The organism is Dactylosporangium sp. McL0621 (assembly GCF_049995355.1).
GTDB lineage: Bacteria > Actinomycetota > Actinomycetes > Mycobacteriales > Micromonosporaceae > Dactylosporangium.
The window spans coordinates 1184278-1201399 of record NZ_CP188259.1; the positions used below are offsets into that span (position 1 = coordinate 1184278).

The 17122-nt window shown below is 75.4% G+C and carries 14 protein-coding genes; 10 read left to right on the forward strand and 4 right to left on the reverse strand.

Features of this window, described 5'->3' with window-relative positions; all coding sequences use genetic code 11:
* Positions 1-8 precede the first annotated feature (8 nt).
* Positions 9-2768, forward strand: coding sequence for an AAA family ATPase (locus ACPPVO_RS05535; RefSeq protein WP_426510178.1), 2760 nt, complete (start codon positions 9-11; stop codon positions 2766-2768).
* On the opposite strand, the gene ACPPVO_RS05540 is transcribed toward ACPPVO_RS05535, so the two are convergent.
* Positions 2759-4801: an MMPL family transporter gene (locus tag ACPPVO_RS05540; protein ID WP_426510179.1), complete on the reverse strand. Its 2043-nt coding sequence runs from the start codon at positions 4799-4801 to the stop codon at positions 2759-2761. The two genes, ACPPVO_RS05535 and ACPPVO_RS05540, sit on opposite strands and share 10 nt — an antisense overlap.
* Before the next feature lie 99 nt (positions 4802-4900).
* Here ACPPVO_RS05540 and ACPPVO_RS05545 point away from each other — a divergent pair, with 99 nt between their 5' ends.
* From ACPPVO_RS05545 to ACPPVO_RS05570, 6 genes are all read left to right on the forward strand, one after another.
* Positions 4901-6187: a sensor histidine kinase gene (locus ACPPVO_RS05545; RefSeq protein WP_426510180.1), complete on the forward strand. Its 1287-nt coding sequence runs from the start codon at positions 4901-4903 to the stop codon at positions 6185-6187.
* On the forward strand, positions 6139-6780 hold the full coding sequence (locus ACPPVO_RS05550; RefSeq protein WP_426510181.1) for a LuxR C-terminal-related transcriptional regulator: 642 nt from the start codon (positions 6139-6141) through the stop codon (positions 6778-6780). The genes ACPPVO_RS05545 and ACPPVO_RS05550 overlap by 49 nt, the downstream gene beginning before the upstream one ends.
* Before the next feature lie 212 nt (positions 6781-6992).
* The gene (locus ACPPVO_RS05555; RefSeq protein ID WP_426510182.1) at positions 6993-7532 is read left to right on the forward strand and encodes a hypothetical protein; all 540 of its coding nucleotides are present in this window, start codon (positions 6993-6995) and stop codon (positions 7530-7532) included.
* 71 nt (positions 7533-7603) lie between these two features.
* A complete protein-coding gene (locus tag ACPPVO_RS05560) occupies positions 7604-8143 on the forward strand; it encodes a hypothetical protein (RefSeq protein WP_426510183.1) in 540 nt (179 codons plus the stop codon).
* The gene (locus ACPPVO_RS05565; protein WP_426510184.1) at positions 8140-9345 is read left to right on the forward strand and encodes an MAB_1171c family putative transporter; all 1206 of its coding nucleotides are present in this window, start codon (positions 8140-8142) and stop codon (positions 9343-9345) included. Before ACPPVO_RS05560 ends, ACPPVO_RS05565 begins: the two co-directional genes overlap by 4 nt.
* Positions 9342-10514 (forward strand): cytochrome P450 family protein, encoded by a 1173-nt coding sequence (locus ACPPVO_RS05570; protein WP_426510185.1) that lies wholly within the window; start codon positions 9342-9344, stop codon positions 10512-10514. The genes ACPPVO_RS05565 and ACPPVO_RS05570 overlap by 4 nt, the downstream gene beginning before the upstream one ends.
* A 97-nt stretch (positions 10515-10611) precedes the next feature.
* On the opposite strand, the gene ACPPVO_RS05575 is transcribed toward ACPPVO_RS05570, so the two are convergent.
* Positions 10612-11778: a cellulose binding domain-containing protein gene (locus tag ACPPVO_RS05575; protein ID WP_426510186.1), complete on the reverse strand. Its 1167-nt coding sequence runs from the start codon at positions 11776-11778 to the stop codon at positions 10612-10614.
* Positions 11779-11888: 110 nt separating this feature from the next.
* Here ACPPVO_RS05575 and ACPPVO_RS05580 point away from each other — a divergent pair, with 110 nt between their 5' ends.
* Positions 11889-12941: a Gfo/Idh/MocA family protein gene (locus ACPPVO_RS05580; protein ID WP_426510187.1), complete on the forward strand. Its 1053-nt coding sequence runs from the start codon at positions 11889-11891 to the stop codon at positions 12939-12941.
* Here the strand turns inward: ACPPVO_RS05580 and ACPPVO_RS05585 are convergent.
* The gene (locus tag ACPPVO_RS05585) at positions 12938-13729 is read right to left on the reverse strand and encodes an alpha/beta fold hydrolase (protein WP_426510188.1); all 792 of its coding nucleotides are present in this window, start codon (positions 13727-13729) and stop codon (positions 12938-12940) included. The genes ACPPVO_RS05580 and ACPPVO_RS05585 overlap by 4 nt on opposite strands.
* 88 nt (positions 13730-13817) lie before the next feature.
* Between ACPPVO_RS05585 and sigJ the strand changes: the two genes are divergently transcribed.
* Positions 13818-14744: an RNA polymerase sigma factor SigJ gene (sigJ, locus tag ACPPVO_RS05590; RefSeq protein WP_426510189.1), complete on the forward strand. Its 927-nt coding sequence runs from the start codon at positions 13818-13820 to the stop codon at positions 14742-14744.
* Positions 14741-15922: an NAD(P)-binding protein gene (locus ACPPVO_RS05595; protein ID WP_426510190.1), complete on the forward strand. Its 1182-nt coding sequence runs from the start codon at positions 14741-14743 to the stop codon at positions 15920-15922. Before sigJ ends, ACPPVO_RS05595 begins: the two co-directional genes overlap by 4 nt.
* Here the strand turns inward: ACPPVO_RS05595 and ACPPVO_RS05600 are convergent.
* A complete protein-coding gene (locus ACPPVO_RS05600) occupies positions 15919-17034 on the reverse strand; it encodes a glycosyltransferase (RefSeq protein WP_426510191.1) in 1116 nt (371 codons plus the stop codon). The two genes, ACPPVO_RS05595 and ACPPVO_RS05600, sit on opposite strands and share 4 nt — an antisense overlap.
* Between the last annotated feature and the right edge of the window lie 88 nt (positions 17035-17122).

The window sequence follows — 17122 nt, forward strand, 5'->3', positions numbered from 1 at the left end:
CGCACCCGATGAACCGGGTGACGTTGCGCGGCCGCGCCGAGGAGATGGAGCGTCTCCTCGGCGCGCTGCGGCATACGACCCGCACCGGGTGCGGCTCGCTCGTCGCCGTCGTCGGCGAGCCCGGGATGGGCAAGACCACCCTGCTGCGCGACGCGGCCGAGCAGACCCGGCGCAAGGGGTTCGCGATCGGGGTCGGCAAGGCCGAGGAGATCGACCAGGTCGCGCCGGGCGCGCCGTTGCTGCTCGCCCTGCGCTCCGGCGCGCGGCCGCTGGTCGACGCCGACGCGTTCGCCGGGCTCGAGCCGCTGTACGAGCGCCCGCTCTGGCTCGTCGACCGCGTCGCCGAGCTCCTGGAGGGCCTCGCCGCGCGGCAGCCGGTCCTCATCGGCCTCGACGACGTGCAGTGGGCCGACCCGCTCACCCGGTTCGCGCTGCGCTACCTGCCCTCGCGCCTGGCCGGCGCGCCGGTCGTGTGGCTGCTGACCAGCCGCCTCGCGCCGATCGACCGGCTCGAGGACGTCGTGGGCGCGTGCGATCCGGCCGTCGCCGTCACCCGGGTGCCGCTCGGGCCGATGCGCGCCGCCGACCTCGACGCCCTCGCCGCCGACCGGCTCGGCGCGGTACCCGACGCGCGGACCTTGCAACTGCTGCGCGGCGTCGGCGGCAGCCCGTTCTGGGCCGTCCAGCTGCTCACCGGCCTGGCCCGGCGGCGCGCCCGCGGCCTGCCCGAGAACGACCTGCACGCCGAGCTCATCGCCAGCATCCGGCAGCGGCTGGCGATGGTCCCGCCGCCGGTCGCGGCCGTCGTGCGGGTGGTCGCCGTGCTGGGCCGGGTCGCGTCCGCGGAGATGGTCGCCGACCTGGTCGGCGACACCACGCCCGAGCTGGTCTTCGCGGCCGCCCTGCAGGGCCAGGACGAGGGGCTCATGGTGCTGGCGGGCGACGGGCTGTCGCTGCCGCACGACCTGATCCGCGAGGCCGTGTACGCGCACATCCCGCCGGTCGAGCGCCGCCGCCTGCACCGGGCCTGCGGGCGGCGGCTGGAGCGCGACGGCGCCGGCCCCCTCGCGGCCGCGCCGCATTTCCGCGCGTCCGCCGGGCCCGGCGATTTCGAGGCGGCCGATGTAGTACTGCGGGCCGCCGCCCAGAGCGCCCACGTCATGCCGGAGCAGGCCGCCGAGCTGGCCCGCGAGGCGGTCGCGCGGCTCGGCCGCGACCACCCGCGCCGGCTGGAGACCGGCGAACGGGCGCTCGCCGTCCTCATCGACGCCCAGCGCGAGAGCGACGTGATCGGCCTGGCCGACGCGATGCTGCCCTTCGCCGGGACGCCCGCCGCGGTCGCCCGCATCGAGGTCGCCGTGGGCCGCGCCCTGTGGGCCAACGGGGCCTGCCGCGAACTGGAGCGCCGCGCGGGGGCCGCGCTGGAGCGCGCCGCCGTGCCCGAGGTCGAGCGGGCGCGGCTGCTGGCGCTGCGAGCGCTCGCCGCCACCCGCACCCCGTCGGCCCCGGCCGCCGCCCCGGCCGCGGCCGCCGCCGACGCCGAGGGGCGCCGCCTCGGCGACGACCTGACCCGCCAGATCGCGCTGCTGGCGCTCACCGAGGCCGGCCGCAACTTCGGCGACCACGCGCAGGTCCTGGCGTACTTCGACGAGCTGCACGCGATCGCGCCGGCCGCCCACCGGCCCGAGCGGATCCGCGCGCTGCAGCACCTCGACCGCTACGCGGAGGCCGCCGGCCTGCTCGCCGCCGCCCGCGAGGACGCCGACGGGGACCTGGACCGGCTGCTGCCGTCGTACCTGTACGCCCAGATGTGGCAGCACCACAACCTCGCGGAGCTCGACGCCGCCGACGCCACCGCGCGCACCCTCCTGCGCCAGGCCGAGGCGCTGCGGCACTTCACGTACGCCATGAACGCCCGCATGATCCTGTGCGGCGTCGCCATCTACCGCGGCGAGCTCGGCCGGGCCCGCGAGCTGCTCGCGCCGCTCGAGTCCGCGGCCGAGAGCGCCGACGAGCTGCGCGCGTCGCGGCTGCGGCTCATGCTGGCGTGGCTGGCGGCCGAGGCGGGCGACCCGGCCGAGGCGCTGCGGATCGTCGGGCCGCTGCTGGACGCGGCCGACAACGGCTGCCACGCGTGGGCCTGGTCGCCGCCGTGGATGCGGGTGTTCGGCGACGCCGCCCGGCGTGCCGGCGACGCCGAGCGGGCCGCCCGGGCGCTGCACATCGCCGAGCTCGGCGCGCGGCGCAACCCGGGCGTCGCCACGCTGGAGGGCGTGGCGCTGCACCTGCGCGGCCACCTCGGCGGGGACGTCGCCGACGTGCGTGCGACCGTCGCGGTGCTGCGCCGCTCGCCCCGCCCGATACCGCTGGCCGCCGCCCTGCACGATCTCGGCTCCGCGCTCGCCGCCGGCGGCGACACCCCCGGCGGCCTCGCCGCGCTGCGCGAGGCCCACGCGATCTACGCGCGGGTCGGCGCGTCCGCCTACGCCGGCGCCGTCGCCGGTGAGCTGGCCGCCCTGGGCGGGCCGGCGCGGCGGCGCCCCCCGGCCGGCCCGCCGCGCGCCCTGACCGGCCGGTCCGCGCTGACCGAGACCGAGGCCCGCGTCGCCGGCCTCATCGTCGCCGGCCACACCAACCGCTCGGCCGCCGCCGAGCTCGGCGTGTCCGCGAACACGATCGGCACCCACCTGCGCGCGATCTTCGCCAAGCTCGGCGTCAACTCCCGGGTCCAGCTGACCAACGCCCTGCGGACCGGTGATCAGCGGTAGGCCCCCGCGACGCGGTCCGGCTGTTCGGAGCCGTCGGCGTCGGCGACCGGACCCCGGCGGGCGGCCGGCCACCAGACCCGAGGTCCTATGTGGAGGGTCAGGGCCGGCACCAGCAGGCTGCGCACCAGCAGGGTGTCGATCAGTACGCCCACGCTGACGATGACCCCGATCTGGACCGACGGGACCATGGGCAGGACCGTCAGCGCCGCGAACGTCGCCGCCAGTACGACTCCCGCGCTCGTGACGACGCCCCCGGTCACGGTCAGGGCGTGCAGCACGCCCCGGTGGTGGCCGAGCCGGGCGGTCTCCTCGCGCGCCCTCGTCATCAGGAAGATCGTGTAGTCGACGCCCAGGGCGACGATGAACAGGAACGTCTGCAGCGGCACCGCGCTCCACAGGCGCGGGTGGCCGATCGCGTCCAGGATCAGGCCGGCGGCGCCGAGGGCGGCCGCGTACGACAGGACCACGCTCGCCAGCAGCATCAGCGGGGCGACCAGGGCGCGCAGCAGGACGATCAGCACAAGCAGGACCACGGCCAGTACCAGCGGGACGACCACGCGGTTGTCCCGGCTCGTGACCGCGTCGCCGTCGGCCTCGGCCGCGGTGTCGCCGCCGACCAGCGCGTCCGACGAGGGCACCGAGCGCACCGCGGTGCGCAGCCGCTCCAGGGTCCGCACCGCCTCCGGGGAGGTCGGCTCCGACGCCAGCGTGGCCTCGATGCGCGCCCAGCGGCCGTCCGCCGACCGCGCCGGCGCGCCGACCGCCGCCACTCCCTCGACGCGGCGGGCGGCGTCGGCGACCTCGGTCGCGGTGCCGGCGGTCGCCGTGATGACCGCGGGGGCCAGGGTGCCGCCGGGGTAGTGGCGCTCGATGAGCCGCTGGCCGGTGATCGAGCCGACCTCCTTGGTGAACGTCTCGTCCGCGGGCAGGCCGATGCTCAGGTGGCCGATGCCGATGGTGAGCGCGGCCAGGACGGCGGCGGTGGCGAGCCAGACCGGCCGGGCGTGGTCGCCGACGAGCCGCGCCACGCGCGACGACCAGGAGGCGGAGGCCGCAGCGCCGGCGCGGGGCACGAACGGCCAGAAGATCCAGCGGCCGAGCAGCACGAGCAGGGCCGGCAGCAGCGTGGTCATCGCGGCCAGGGTCGTCACGACCGCGATCGCGCCCACCGGGCCGAGGCCGCGGGTGGCCGGCAGGTCGGCGGCGAGCAGGCACAGCAGGCCGAGCGCGACGGTGACCGCCGACGCGCAGATCGCCGGGAACGAGCGGCGCAGGGCCACCGCCATCGCCGTGTGGCGGTTCTCGTGGTGGCGCAGCTCCTCGCGGTACCGGGAGATGAGCAGCAGCGCATAGTCCACGCCGACGCCGATGGACAGGATGGTCATGATGTTCTGGCTCTGCAGGTCGACGGTCAGCCCGGTGTGCCGCACGAGCAGGTAGACGATGCCGCCCGCGCACTGGCTCGCGATGCCCGCGGTCAGCAGGGGGATGAGCCAGAGCACGGGGCTGCGGTACGTCAGCAGCAGCAACAGCGCGACCGCGCCCACGGTGGCGAGCAGCAGCGTCAGGTCGAGGCCGGAGAACGCCTCGCCCAGGTCGTCCTCGGCCGCGGCCGAGCCGGTCAGCGCGGTGCGCAGCCCGTCGGGGGTCTGCTCGGCGAGCCGCTGGCGGATCGGGGCGACGTCGTCCGTGACCGGGAAGGTCAGCAGCAGCGCCTGGCCGTCGGCGGCCGGGGCGGGCTCGGGAACGAGGCCGCCCTGTGCGTTCGCGGCGAACGCGGCCCGGTCGGCGTCGACCTTGGCCCGGTCGGCGGCGGTGAGGCCGGACTCGCGCACGTACACGGCCACGGCCACGAGCGCGTCCGGCTCCGGGAAGGCGGCCTCGGCGCGGGCCGCGGCCCGGGTCGCCTCGGCCGCGGCGGGCAGCGAGCCCAGGGAGTCGTTGTCCTGGACGTCGGTGAGCTTCATCGCGAGCGGGCCCAGCCCGGCCGCGACGACGACCCAGAGGGCCAGAGTCAGCAGTCTGTAACGCATGCTTCGATCCAAGGCGCCGGGCGCGCGCCGGTCAGGAGCGACAACTCCCCGGCCATGGTGGAGCCAGCACCACCGACCGGCGTACGGCGATGGGCGAGAATGGCACCCGTGCGTGTCTGGGTGGTGCGGGGCCTGCTGGCCGGCCTGCGCGGGCTGCTGCTGGCGGTCGGCGTGCTGGCGGTCAACGCCGCGCTGTTCGGGCTGTTCCTGGTCGGGGTCCTGCTGTCCGTCGCCGGCCTCGGCATCTTCCTCGTGCCGGTGCTCGCGCTGGTGGTCCGGGCCGTCACCGACCACTACCGGCGGACCCTGGCCCAGTGGACCGGGGTCGAGATCGCGAGCCCCTACCGGCCGCGGCCGGAGCGGCTCGGGGTCTGGGGCACCTACCGCTGGGTGATGAGCGACGCCGCCACCTGGCGCGACCTGCTCTGGCTGATGGTGTCGGTCTACGTCACCGCGCCCCTGCTGATCGTGCCCGCGGCGCTGACCGTATACGGGGTCGAGGGCATCCTGGGTGTACCCGTCCTGCTCTACTACCTCCTCGACTGGTACGGCTACGGCGTCTTCTGGCCGCTGCGCAACGCGGTGCAGGCCGTGCTCGGCTGGCCCCAGGGCGTCGCCTTCCTGGCCTTCGGGCTGACGTTCGCGCCGCGGGCCCTGCGCTGGTTCGGGCGGTTCAGCGCCGCCCTGCTCGGCCCGACCCGCGCCGCCGCGCTGGCCCTGCGGGTCGACCATCTGACCCAGACCCGCACCGAGACCGTCGACGCACAGGCGAGCGAGCTGCGGCGGATCGAGCGCAACCTGCACGACGGCGCCCAGGCCCGGCTCGTCGCGCTGAGCATGAAGATCGGGCTCGCCGAGGAGCTGATGGGGCGCGACCCGGAGGCGGCGCAGCGGCTGATGGCGCAGGCGCGGGAGTACAGCGGCCTGGCCCTCGAGGAACTGCGCGACCTGGTCCGCGGCATCCACCCGCCGGTGCTCGCCGAGCGCGGGCTGGACGGGGCCGTCCGCGCGCTGGCCCTGACGCTGCCGCTGCCGGTCGACGTGGAGATCGACCTGCCCGGCCGGCCGCTCGCCCCGCTGGAGTCGGCGGCCTACTTCGCGGTCGCCGAGACCCTCGCCAACGCCGTGAAGCACGGGGGCGCCTCGCGGGTGTGGGTGCTCGTGCGGTACCGGCAAAATTGCATCGGCATCGTGGTGCGCGACGACGGCCGGGGCGGGGCCGACCCCGCCGGGGGCAGCGGGCTGCTGGGCATAGGGCGCCGCCTCGCCGCCTTCGATGGCACCATGTCGGTGGTCAGTCCGCCGGGCGGACCCACCACCGTGACGATGGAGCTGCCGTGCGCGTTGTCATCGCCGAGGACCTCGCCCTCCTCCGGGACGGGCTGATACACATCCTGCAGGCGTTCGACTTCGAGGTCGTCGCGTCCGTCGACAACGGACCGTCCCTCCTGCCCGCCCTGCTGGCGCACCGCCCCGACATCGCGGTCGTCGACGTGCGGCTGCCGCCCACCTTCACCGACGAGGGCCTGCAGGCCGCGATCGCCGCGCGGGAGCGGGTGCCCGGGCTGCCGGTCCTGGTGCTCTCGCAGCACGTGGAGCAGCTGTACGCCCGCGACCTGCTGGCCGGCGGCAACGGCGGCGTCGGCTACCTGCTCAAGGACCGGGTCGCCAACGTCGGGCAGTTCATCGACGCGGTACGCCGGGTCGCCGGCGGCGGCACCGTGATGGACCCGAAGGTCGTGGCGGCGCTGCTGGCCCGCCGGCCGGCCGGCCCGCTCGACGCGCTGACCGCCCGCGAGCGCGAGGTGCTGGGCCTGATGGCCGAGGGCCGCTCCAACGCCGCGATCGCCGGCCGCCTCTTCGTCACCGACAAGGCGGTCAGCAAGCACATCAACAGCATCTTCGCCAAGCTCGGCCTGCCGCCGTCCGACGACGACAACCGCCGTGTGATGGCGGTGCTGGCCTACCTCGGGGGCTGAGCGGGTGGAAGGTGCCCCCTGTTACACCACACCGTGGTGCCGCACCTTCCACCCCGGTGTTGGACGCTTCACGCGCGTTGCGGGGTTGCCCACCATGTTCAACATGCGTTTCGCACAACGGTCAGAGAATACGCCGTCCGGATAGGCGACTGTCAACGCGTGCCCGTTTGATGCCATATACTCGCAGCCGCGCGTCAGCGGAGGAGGCGGGCATGGAGGGACGACGCTCCCTGGCGGATCGCCTGAACCTGCTCTTTGCGACGTTCAAGCCGGTTGACGGCGTCAACCGGGCGCGCTCCGACGGTGAGTACTTCAACAGCGAGATCGCCGAGCGCATCAACAAGGGCGAGGTCGCCGAGCGGCTGCTGCAGGAGATGGACGCACCGGTCACGATCAGCGGGGCGTACATCGGCGAGCTGCGCAGCGGCAAGGCCACCGACCCGCGGCTGAGCCACCTCAAGGCGCTGGCGATGGCGTTCGGGGTGCCGACGACCTACCTCGTCTCCGCCGACGACGACCCGGCGCTGGACGACGTCGAGGGCGACCTCTCGCGCCTGCGCGCCCTGCGCGAGCTCAACGTCCAGAAGGTCGTGCTGCGCGACGTAATCGGCCGCACGGGGCTGTCCTCGGCCAGCCAGCACGCGCTCAACTCGGTACTCGCGCAACTGCTCGAGCTCGAAGGCCTTGAGAGCACTGGAGGCACCGGCCACCCCGACGCGCCCGGCCCGGGCGCACCGGAGACGCCGGCGTGAACCAGAGCCTGGTATCGGTGTGGGCGCTCGCGCCGCACGCCGGTCTGGAGGATGAGCGGGACGGTGGACGGATGAGATGGGCCCGGCCGCACCGGCGCGGCAGCCTCGTCGCCGGGCTGGCACTGCCCCGGCACGTCACCGCCGACGCCCTGTGCGACGCCGTCAGCGCGCGCGTGGGCCGGCCGATCCAGCGCCTCTACCTCGCCATGCCGCCCGAGCTGCCCAGCGGCCTGGTCGCGGTGCGCGCGGCGAGCCTGAGCATCGTCATCGACGCCGCCGCGCCGCGCTGGCTGCGCGACATGGTGCTGTGCCACGAGCTCGCCCACCTCCTGCACGGCCACCACCTGCAGGAGCTCGACGACCCCGACGCGCTGCGCCGCCTGCTGCCGAGCCTCGACCCGGCGGCGGTGCGCGCCACCCTGCGGGAGCCGGTGGAGGGCACGCTCGCCCGCACCTGTTTCGCCGGGGCGGCCGAGCGGGAGGCCGAGGAGCTGGGCACCGAACTGTTCGAGCGGCTCAACCCGTGGCGGGGCGAGCAGCGGTGGGACGTGCCGGAGCGGGCGGCCGGCGTGATCACCCGCATCGAGCGTGCGCTCGGGGAGGGCGAATGAACGGCCTGTTGTACCCGCTCGCGGCGGCGGTCGCGTGGCTCGCGCTGGCCTACCGGCTCGCCCGGGGCCTGCGCCACGACCCGCGGGACCCGTCGCTGTACTCCGTCGGGGCCGCGTTCGCGCTGCTGGGCCTCATCTTCACCGTGTCGACCCCGGCAGTGTGGGCGCGCATCGACGCCGCCGTCGCGATCCCCAACCTGTCGCTGCTCATCAGCCAGGGCGGCGTCATCGCCTTCTCCGGCACGATCCAGTGCATCATCATCTTCTGGACGCATCCGCGCGCCGGCGCCTGGCGGCGGGCCCGCCTGCGCATCGCGTGGGTGCTGGCCGTGCTCACGGTGATGACGGTGCTGTTCACCGCGGCCGCGCGGCAGGCCGAGCACCCGACCGACGCCGCCGTGACCTACGCGCACGACCCGGTCTACGCGGCCTACCTCGGCTGCTACATCGCGATGGTGGGCCTGGGCTTCCTCGACATCTTCCGGCTGTGCCTGCCCTACGCCCGCGCCGCCGGGCGCGTCTGGCTCCGCCGGGGCCTGCGGCTCACCGCCGCCGGTGCGGGCCTGGGCCTGCTGTACTGCGCGGTCCGCGCGATAACCCTCGTGGAGGGCCGGCTCGGCGGCGACCCGCGGCGGCTGGAGGTGTTCGTGCCGGTCTTCTCGGCGCTCGGGGCGGTGTGCGTCATCGTCGGGCTCACCCTGCCGTCGTTCGGGCCGCGGCTGTCGCGCGTCGCCGCGTGGCAGGCCCAGCGCCGGGCCTACCGGCAGATGTACCCGCTGTGGGAGGCCGTCACGGTCACCGTCCCCGAGGTCGTGCTCGACCCCGCGGCCGGGGCGGGGCGGGGCACCGGCCTGCGCCACGTGGACCGGCGGCTGCGGCGGCGGGTGGTCGAGATCGGCGACGGCCTGCGCCAGCTGCGCCCCCACATGGACGACCCGGCGGCCGGCGCGGACGCGGACGCGGACGCGGGGCAGATCGTGTCGGCCTGCCTGGCGTACGAGGCGGAGCGCCGCGCCCGCGACGACGGGTCGGCGCCGTCCGCCGACGAGGCCGGGCGCCGGGCCCGCTGGGACGCCTGGCGGGCCGCGCTGCCGTCGGAGCACCACAACGGCACGGACCAGGATGACTTCGCCGGCGAGGTGCGCCGGCTCGTCGCCGTCGCCCGGGAGCTGCGGGGCGCCGACGAGGGGAGCCGGACTTGACCACCGCCGCGATCGACGCGCTGCTCGCGGACCCGCACGACTTCTACGCGAGGCTGCGCGAGAGCGGCCCGGCCCACCGGGTGACGCTGCCCGACGGGTCCCCGGTCTGGCTGCTGACCCGCTACGAGGACGTCCGGGCCGCGCTCGCCGACCCGCGGCTCTCGCTGGACAAGCGCAACTCCACCGGCGGCTGGGCCGGCTTCTCGCTCCCGCCGCGGCTGGACGCCAACCTGCTCAACATGGACGCGCCGGACCACAGCCGGATCCGTCGGCTGGTCGCGCCGGCGTTCACCCCGCGCCGGGTCGAGGCCCTGCGCCCGGGGATCGAGCGGACCGCGAACGACCTGCTCGACCGGTTGGCCGCCGACGCCGGGACCGACCTGGTGGCCGAGTACGCCACGCCGCTGTCGGTCGCCGCGATCTGCGACCTGCTCGGCCTGGCCGATGCCGACGTGGACCGGATGCGGGCCTGGACGAACACGCTGCTGAGCCCGCCGCCCGACGACCCGAAGGCCGCGGCCCGGGCGGTCATGGCGATCGAGCGGTTCCTGGTCGAGCTGATCCGGCGCACGCGCGAGGAGCCGGCCGGCGACCTGCTGAGCGCGATGATCACGGCCCGCGACGAGGGCGACCGGCTGAGCGAGGAGGAGCTCACGTCGCTGGCGTTCCTGACGATCTTCGCCGGCTACGAGAACTCGATAAACCTGATCGCCAACTGCGTCCTGGCCCTGGTACGCCACCCGGACCTGCTCGACGGCGTCCGCACGGACGCCGAGCTGCGCCGGGCCGCGATCGACGAGACGCTGCGGCACGAGCCCGCGGCGCAGCTGTCGATCCGCCGGTTCGCCCGGGAGGACCTGACCTACGGCGCGGTGACGGTCCCGGCGGGGGCCACCGTGCTGCTGAGCCTGGCCGCCGCGAACCGCGACCCGTCGGTGGTCGAGGCGCCGGACGAGTTCCGGCTGCGCCGGCCGAGCGCGCCGCACCTGGGGCTGGGCTACGGCCCCCACCACTGCCTGGGCGCGGCCCTGGCGGTGCTGGAGGCGGACGTGGCGGTGGGTGAGCTGCTGCGCCGGTTCCCGCGCCCGATCCTGGCCGAGCCGCCCGTGTGGCGCCGTTCGTTCCGCAGCCGCTCGCTGTCGGCGCTGCAGCTGACGCTGAAAAGCTGAAGGGACCGGCATCCACGGGGGGAGACGCCGGTCCCGCCGACCACTTTACGGCATTTGACCCTCATGTACCAAGGTCTATCGATGTGAAAATATTTCGCTAGGAGATTGTGCAGGTCACGGCGGGGGGCGCGTTCGTGATGTTGTTCCAGGAGGCGAGGAAGCCGAACGAGGTGGACGCGCCCGGGGCGATGCTGCCGTTGTAGGTCACGTTGCGCGCGGTCGCCGTCGCGCCCGACTGGGTCACGGTGGCGTTCCAGGCCTGGTTGACCTGCTGGCCGTCGGCGAAGGTGAGGGTCGCCGTCCACGCCGTCGAGGCGGTGCCCGACGCGTTGGTCACCGTGACCTCGCCCTGGAAGTTACCGCCCCACTGGGAGACGACCTTGGCGGTCGCGGTACACGCCCGGGAGCCACCGGAGGACGCCGACGGGGACGTGGAGCGCGACGGCGACGGGGATGTGGACGCGGAGCGGGACGGCGAGGCGGACGCCGACGCCGAGCGCGACGGCGAGACGGACGCCGACGGCGACTGGGTCACGCCGCCCAGAGCGCGGGCGAGCACCGGGTACCAGGCGTTGGCCATCTTCTCGAAGCCGCCGTCGTTCGGGTGCACGCCGTCGCCGGTGTCGGCCACCGCGTCGAAGCCCGTCCACAGGTCGGCGAGCGTGATCGGGGACTGGGCCGTGGTCAGGCCCGCGGCCCAGGCCGGCAGGGCGTTGTTCAGGGCGACCACGTCGGCCGGGCAGGTGGCGCAGGCGGCCTGGCTCATCGGGATGATCTGGGCCACCACGATCTTCACGGCCGGGTTCTGGGCGCGCATCTGGCCGACGAGCTTCGTGAAGGCGGCCAGCTTGGTGGCGAGCGGGATGTAGCCGCCCCACATGTCGTTCGTGCCCAGGTGCATGAGGATCACGTCGGGCCGGGCCGCGGCCAGCCACGGCGGGAGCTGGTTGTTGTCGGCGATGCCCGTGGCGGAGTACCCGCCGTGGCCCTCGTGGTCGAAGTCGTACGCGTAGCCGGGGTTGCAGCCGCCGCCGTCGGAGACGCCGCCGACGAAGTCGATGTTCGTGTAGCCGCTGGTCTGCAGGCGGTGCCAGAGCTTGGCGCGCCAGCAGCCGGGGCCGGCGGTGATCGAGTCGCCGAGCGGCATGATCCGTACGGGCGCGGCCGCGGCCGACTGGGCGGCGCCGGCGGGCTGGAGGACGACGAGGCCGGCCGCGGCCAGGAGCGCGGCGAAGAGGGCGGGCAGGAGCGTTCGGCGCAGCATGGGAGAACTCCTCGGAGGAGGGCAGGCGGGGGTGCTGGCGGCCGGCTCCCACTGGCATCGCGCTGCGTGGATGTTAAAGCGACGTACGACGATTTGGAAGACTGGACCTCATGAGCGACACCACCCTGCGCGTCGGGCTGCTGGGCTACGGGCTGGCCGGCTCCGCGTTCCACGCGCCGCTGATCAGCGTCACGCCCGGCCTCCGGCTCGAGGCCATCGTCACCGCCAACCCCGAGCGGCGGGCCGCCGCGGCCGCGCGCTACCCCGAGGCCCGGATCGCCGAGCGGGCCGAGGAGCTCTGGGACGGCGGGCTCGACGCCGTCGTCGTCGCCTCGCCGAACCGCACCCACGCGCCGCTGGCCCGCGCCGCGCTCGAGGCCGGGCTCTCCGTGGTGGTGGACAAGCCACTCACGCCGACGTCGGCCGAGGGCGAGGAGCTGGCGGCGCTGGCCGCGCGGAACCAGCTGCTGCTGACCGTGTACCAGAACCGGCGCTGGGACGGGGACTTCCGCACCGCCCGGCGGCTCGTCGCGGAGGGCGCGCTCGGGCGGGTACTGCGCCTGGAGTCCCGCTTCGACCGGTGGCGTCCGGTGCCCAAGGGCGGCTGGCGCGAGAGCGACGACCCGGCCGAGGCGGGCGGGCTGCTGTACGACCTCGGCAGCCACCTCGTCGATCAGGCGCTGCAGCTGCTCGGCCCCGCGACCGAGGTGTACGCCGAGGCGCACACCCGCCGCGCCGGGATCACCGTGGACGACGACACCTTCATCGCGCTGCGGCACGAGGGCGACGCGCGCTCGCACCTGTGGATGACCACGCTCGCGGCCAAGACCGGCCCGCGGCTGCGGCTGCTGGGCGACCGCGGGGCGTACACGAAGTACGGCCTCGACGTGCAGGAGGACGCCCTGCGCGCCGGGCGGCTGCCCACCGAGCCGGGCTGGGGCGAGGAGGACCCGGGCGCCTACGGGGTGCTCACCGACTACGACGGCCACGACCACACGGTGCCGACCGACCCGGGCGCGTACCAGGAGTTCTACGCCGGCTTCGCGGCCGCCCTGCGCGACGGCGCCCCGAGCCCGGTCGACGTGGCCGACTCGGTCGCCGCGCTCAAGGTGCTGGAGGCGGCCCGCCGCTCGGCCGAGCGGGGCGAGGTCGTGAGGCTCTAGGTGCAGACGGCGCGCGCGGCCGCGAGGATCTGCTCGGTCACCGGTTGCGGGTGGGACACCAGCGTCAGGTGCGACCCGCCCGGGACCGTGCGGACCTTCGCGTGCGCCCGCTTCGCCATCGCCTGCTGCGACGACGGGGTGATGATCCGGTCGGCCGAGCCGATGACGTACCACGACGGGATGTGCTGCCACGCGGCCGCCGCCGACGGGGTGGTGAACGCGCCCATGGTCGCCGGGTTCTGGCCGGCCCACAGCTGCCGGCCCGTGGCCCGGGGCAGGTCGGGGCCGAACGAGGCGAGGAAGACCGACTCCTTGAGGTACAACTCCGAACCGACCTTGTCGTAGAGCATCGCCGCGGGGCCGCCGAGTGCGGAGCCGGCCCCGCTGAGCTGGCCCGTCGTCTCGCCGACGGCGGGGGCGGCCGCGTCGACGTAGACGAGCTGCTTGACGTTCGGGCTGCTCGCGGCCGCGTTGGTGATGACCGAGCCGCCGTACGAGTGCCCGGCCAGCACGACCGGGCCGTCGATGGTCCGCAGGAACGCCGCGAGCCCGGCCGCGTCGCCGGTCAGGCCCTGCAGCGGGTTGGCAAAGGCGCGCACGGTGTACCCGGCCCGCTGCAGCCGCTCCGTCTCGCCGTTCCAGCTGGAGGTGCCGGCCCAGGCGCCGTGCACGAGCACCACGGTCGGCCTGGGCGTGCAGTCGGCGGCGGCGAACGCGGGCGGCGCTTGCCCGGCCGGGGCCGGGACCAGGCCGAGCACCAGCGCGAGGGTCGTCAGGACCGTGCTCATGAGGACCAACGGTGACAGCCTCGGGCCGCCGGTTCCTCGCCCGCGCGGGTGATGTCACGAATCCGGGCGCGGTACCGTCTTGTCACGCATGGGCCCCGATGACTTCACGCCGCACCGCCGCCGACTGCTCGACGTCGCCTACCGCATCCTCGGCACCGTCTCGGACGCCGAGGACGTCGTGCAGGAGGCCTGGCTGCGCTGGTCGGCCGTCGACCGGGCCACGGTCGGCAACCCGCAGGCGTTCCTGGTCACGGTGACGACGCGGCTCGCGATCGACCGGCTGCGCCAGGTCCGGGCCCGCCGCGAGGCCTACCCCGGATCGTGGCTGCCGGAGCTGGTCAGCACCCAGCCCGACCCGCAGGGGCGCGCGGAGCTGGCCGAGAGCGTCGAGCTGGCGCTGCTGGTCGTGCTGGAGACGCTCTCGCCGCTGGAGCGTGCGGCGTTCGTGCTCCATGAAGCCTTCGGCCTCTCGCACGCCGAGGTCGGCGAGGTCATCGGCCGCAGCGAGGCCGCAACCCGCCAGCTGGCCCGGCGCGCCCGCGACCACGTGCAGGAGGCACGGCCCCGCTTCCGCGCCGACCGCGCCCAGCGAAGGCGCCTGACCGAGCGGTTCCTCGCCGCCTGCTTCGGTGGCGACCTGGCCGGCCTCGTCGACCTGCTCGCCGCCGACGTGCGGCTGGTCAGCGACGGCGGCGGGCGGGCCAAGGCCCCGCTGCGGGTCCTGCACGGCGCGGACCACGTCGGGCGGTTCCTCAACGCGATCTCCAACACCGAAGGGGCCCAGCGCTTCCTGGACTCGATCGGCGTGCCCCGGACGAACGACTTCGGGGTCGCCGTCGAGGACGTGAACGCCGCCCCGGCCATCGTCATCCGGGTGGAGGAGCAGGTGATCCTGGTGCTGTCGGTGGAGCCGGCGGACGACGACCGCATCGGCACCGTGTTCCTGGTGGGCAACCCCGAGAAGCTCGCGTGGGTGTCACGTTCGGGGGAGGGCGCCGCGTCCACACCCGCATGAGGAACTCCATCACCATCGTCGGCGGCGGCGTGGCCGGGCTGACCGCCGCCATCGCGTGCGCCGAGCGCGGGCTCGCCGTCACGCTGCACGAGGCCCACCGCCGGCTGGGCGGACGGGCGCGCTCGACGCCCGGGCCGTACGTCGCGAACGACGGCACGCACGTGCTGTACAGCGACGGGGAGCCCTTCCGCTGGCTCGCCGAACGCCGCCTGGTCCAGCCGTTCAGCCGGCCCACCCCGGGCGAGCTCGCGCGCTTCCGGTTCCGCCGCGACGGACGGATCCGCGCCCTGCCGCCGCTCGCGCTGCTGCGCATGGTCGCCCACCGCCGCCTCACCGCGCCCGCCGACGAGCCCTTCGGCGAGTGGGCCGGGCGCCGGTTCGGCCCCGAGGCGACGCGCGCGGCCGCGGGGGTGGTGGGCGTCATCACGTACACCGCCGACCCGGGCCGCCTCTCCGCCGCGTTCGTCTGGGAGCGCCTGCTGCGGGCGGCCGCGCCGGGCTGGCCGGCGGTGCGCTACGTGCACGGCGGCTGGTCGGCGATGGTCGAGCGGATGGCCGCCCACGCCCGCCGCCTCGGCTCGGTCATCGCCACCGGCGAGCGCGTCGACGCGCTGCCCGACGGCCCGGTCATCGTCGCCACCGGCCTGGACGCGGCCCGCGCGCTGCTGGGCGACGAGTCGCTGCGCTGGCCGAGCGGGCGGGCCGCGCTCATCGACCTGGGCCTGCGCGCGGACCGCCGCGACCCGTTCGTGGTGTCGGACCTCGACGAGGGCGGATTCGTGGAGCGGTACTCCGCGCCGGACCCGAGCCTCGCCCCGCCCGGCCACGCCCTGGTGCAGCTGGAGCTGCCGGCCCGCCCGGACGAGGCGGTCCCGGCCGCGACCGCGCGCGCCGAGGCCCTCGCCGACCTGGCCCTGCCCGGCTGGCGCGACCGCGTGACGTGGCGCCGCGACGCCTTCGCCAACGGCCGCACGGGCGCGGTCGACGGGCCGGGCACGACCTGGCGTGACCGCCCCGCGATCGACCGCGGCGAGGGCGTCTGGCTGATCGGCGACAGCGTGGCCGCGCCGGGCATGCTCGCCGAGGTGGCGCTCAACTCGGCGCGCAGTGCGGCCCGGGCCGCCGCGCTGAAACTTTCACCTTCGCGGGTCCCGAAGGCATCGACGTCTCACGATTAATGGGGAAGCAGGCGCTCCAGGTGGTCGGCGGCGCGCTCCGGGCCCGCCACGGTCGGCTCGGTGAATCCGGCCGCCCGGCCCCCGTAGCCGGTGTCGGTCAGCGCCGCCCACAGCCGGTCGGCCGCCGCCTCCGCGGTCCAGGCGTCGGCCGGCAGCCAGCGCGCCAGGTCGTGGCGGGCCAGGCGCTGGGCGACGTCCGGGCGGTCGGCGCCGTGGGCCAGGATCACCTGCGGCGTGCCGGAGAGCAGCGCCCGGGCCGCGGTGCCGATCCCGCCGTGGTGCAGGATCGCGCCGCACTGGGGCAGGGCCGAGGGGAAGGGCAGGCGGCGGTACCACGGGAAGCCCTCGATCGGCTGCGGCGAGACGACCACGACCGGGTGGTCGACCAGCCCGGCCGCGGCGAGGGCGACCTCGTAGTACCGCGGGTGCAGCATCTGCCCGGTCCCGCCCGTGACCAGGATCGGGCGCCCCGGCAGGTCCACGGCCTCGCCGTCCTCGTCGCCGCAGACGAAGCCGGTCAGCGCGGCCCGCGACCGGGTGCCGGCCGCGTCGAACCAGCCCGGCCACAGCCCCAGCGTCGGCACCCGCAGGAACCCGGCCCAGTCGGCCACCGGGGCCAGCCCGACGCCCGCGCGCACCGCGTCGACGCCCGGGGCCAGGCCCTTGCGGGCGTGCATCGCGGCCACCGGGGCCACCATCAGCTGCACCGGGGCGACCGCCACCCACGCGGCCGGGGCGCCGAGCAGGTCGGCGGCGATCGGCACCGACAGCGCGCTGGTGTGCCGGCCCACCAGCACGGTCTCGCCCGGCCGGTGCCGCTCGGCCAGCAGCGCGACCTCGCGGCGCAGCTCGTCGAAGAGGCCGCGCTCTTCGTAGTAGCGGCGCAGGTCATCGGGGCGGCGCGCGGCGAGCAGGCCGGCCGAGTGGGCCTGGTTGTCTCGGTAGCGCTCCTCGGTGTCGATCGCGGCGAAACCGTACGGCGCGTGCCGGGCGAAGGGCGCGTGGCTCACGAGCGTCACGTCGTGGCCGCGCGCGGCAAGCGTCGCGCCGATGCGCGCGAACGGCAGCACGTCGCCGGCCGAGCCGTGCGCGACGAGGAGGAAGACGGCCATGGCGGTGGAGTATGACCATCGCGGCGGCCGTCAAACAAGACTCATTCGATCTGAAGATCCAAATACGTAGACCTTGACGCTGTGCTGT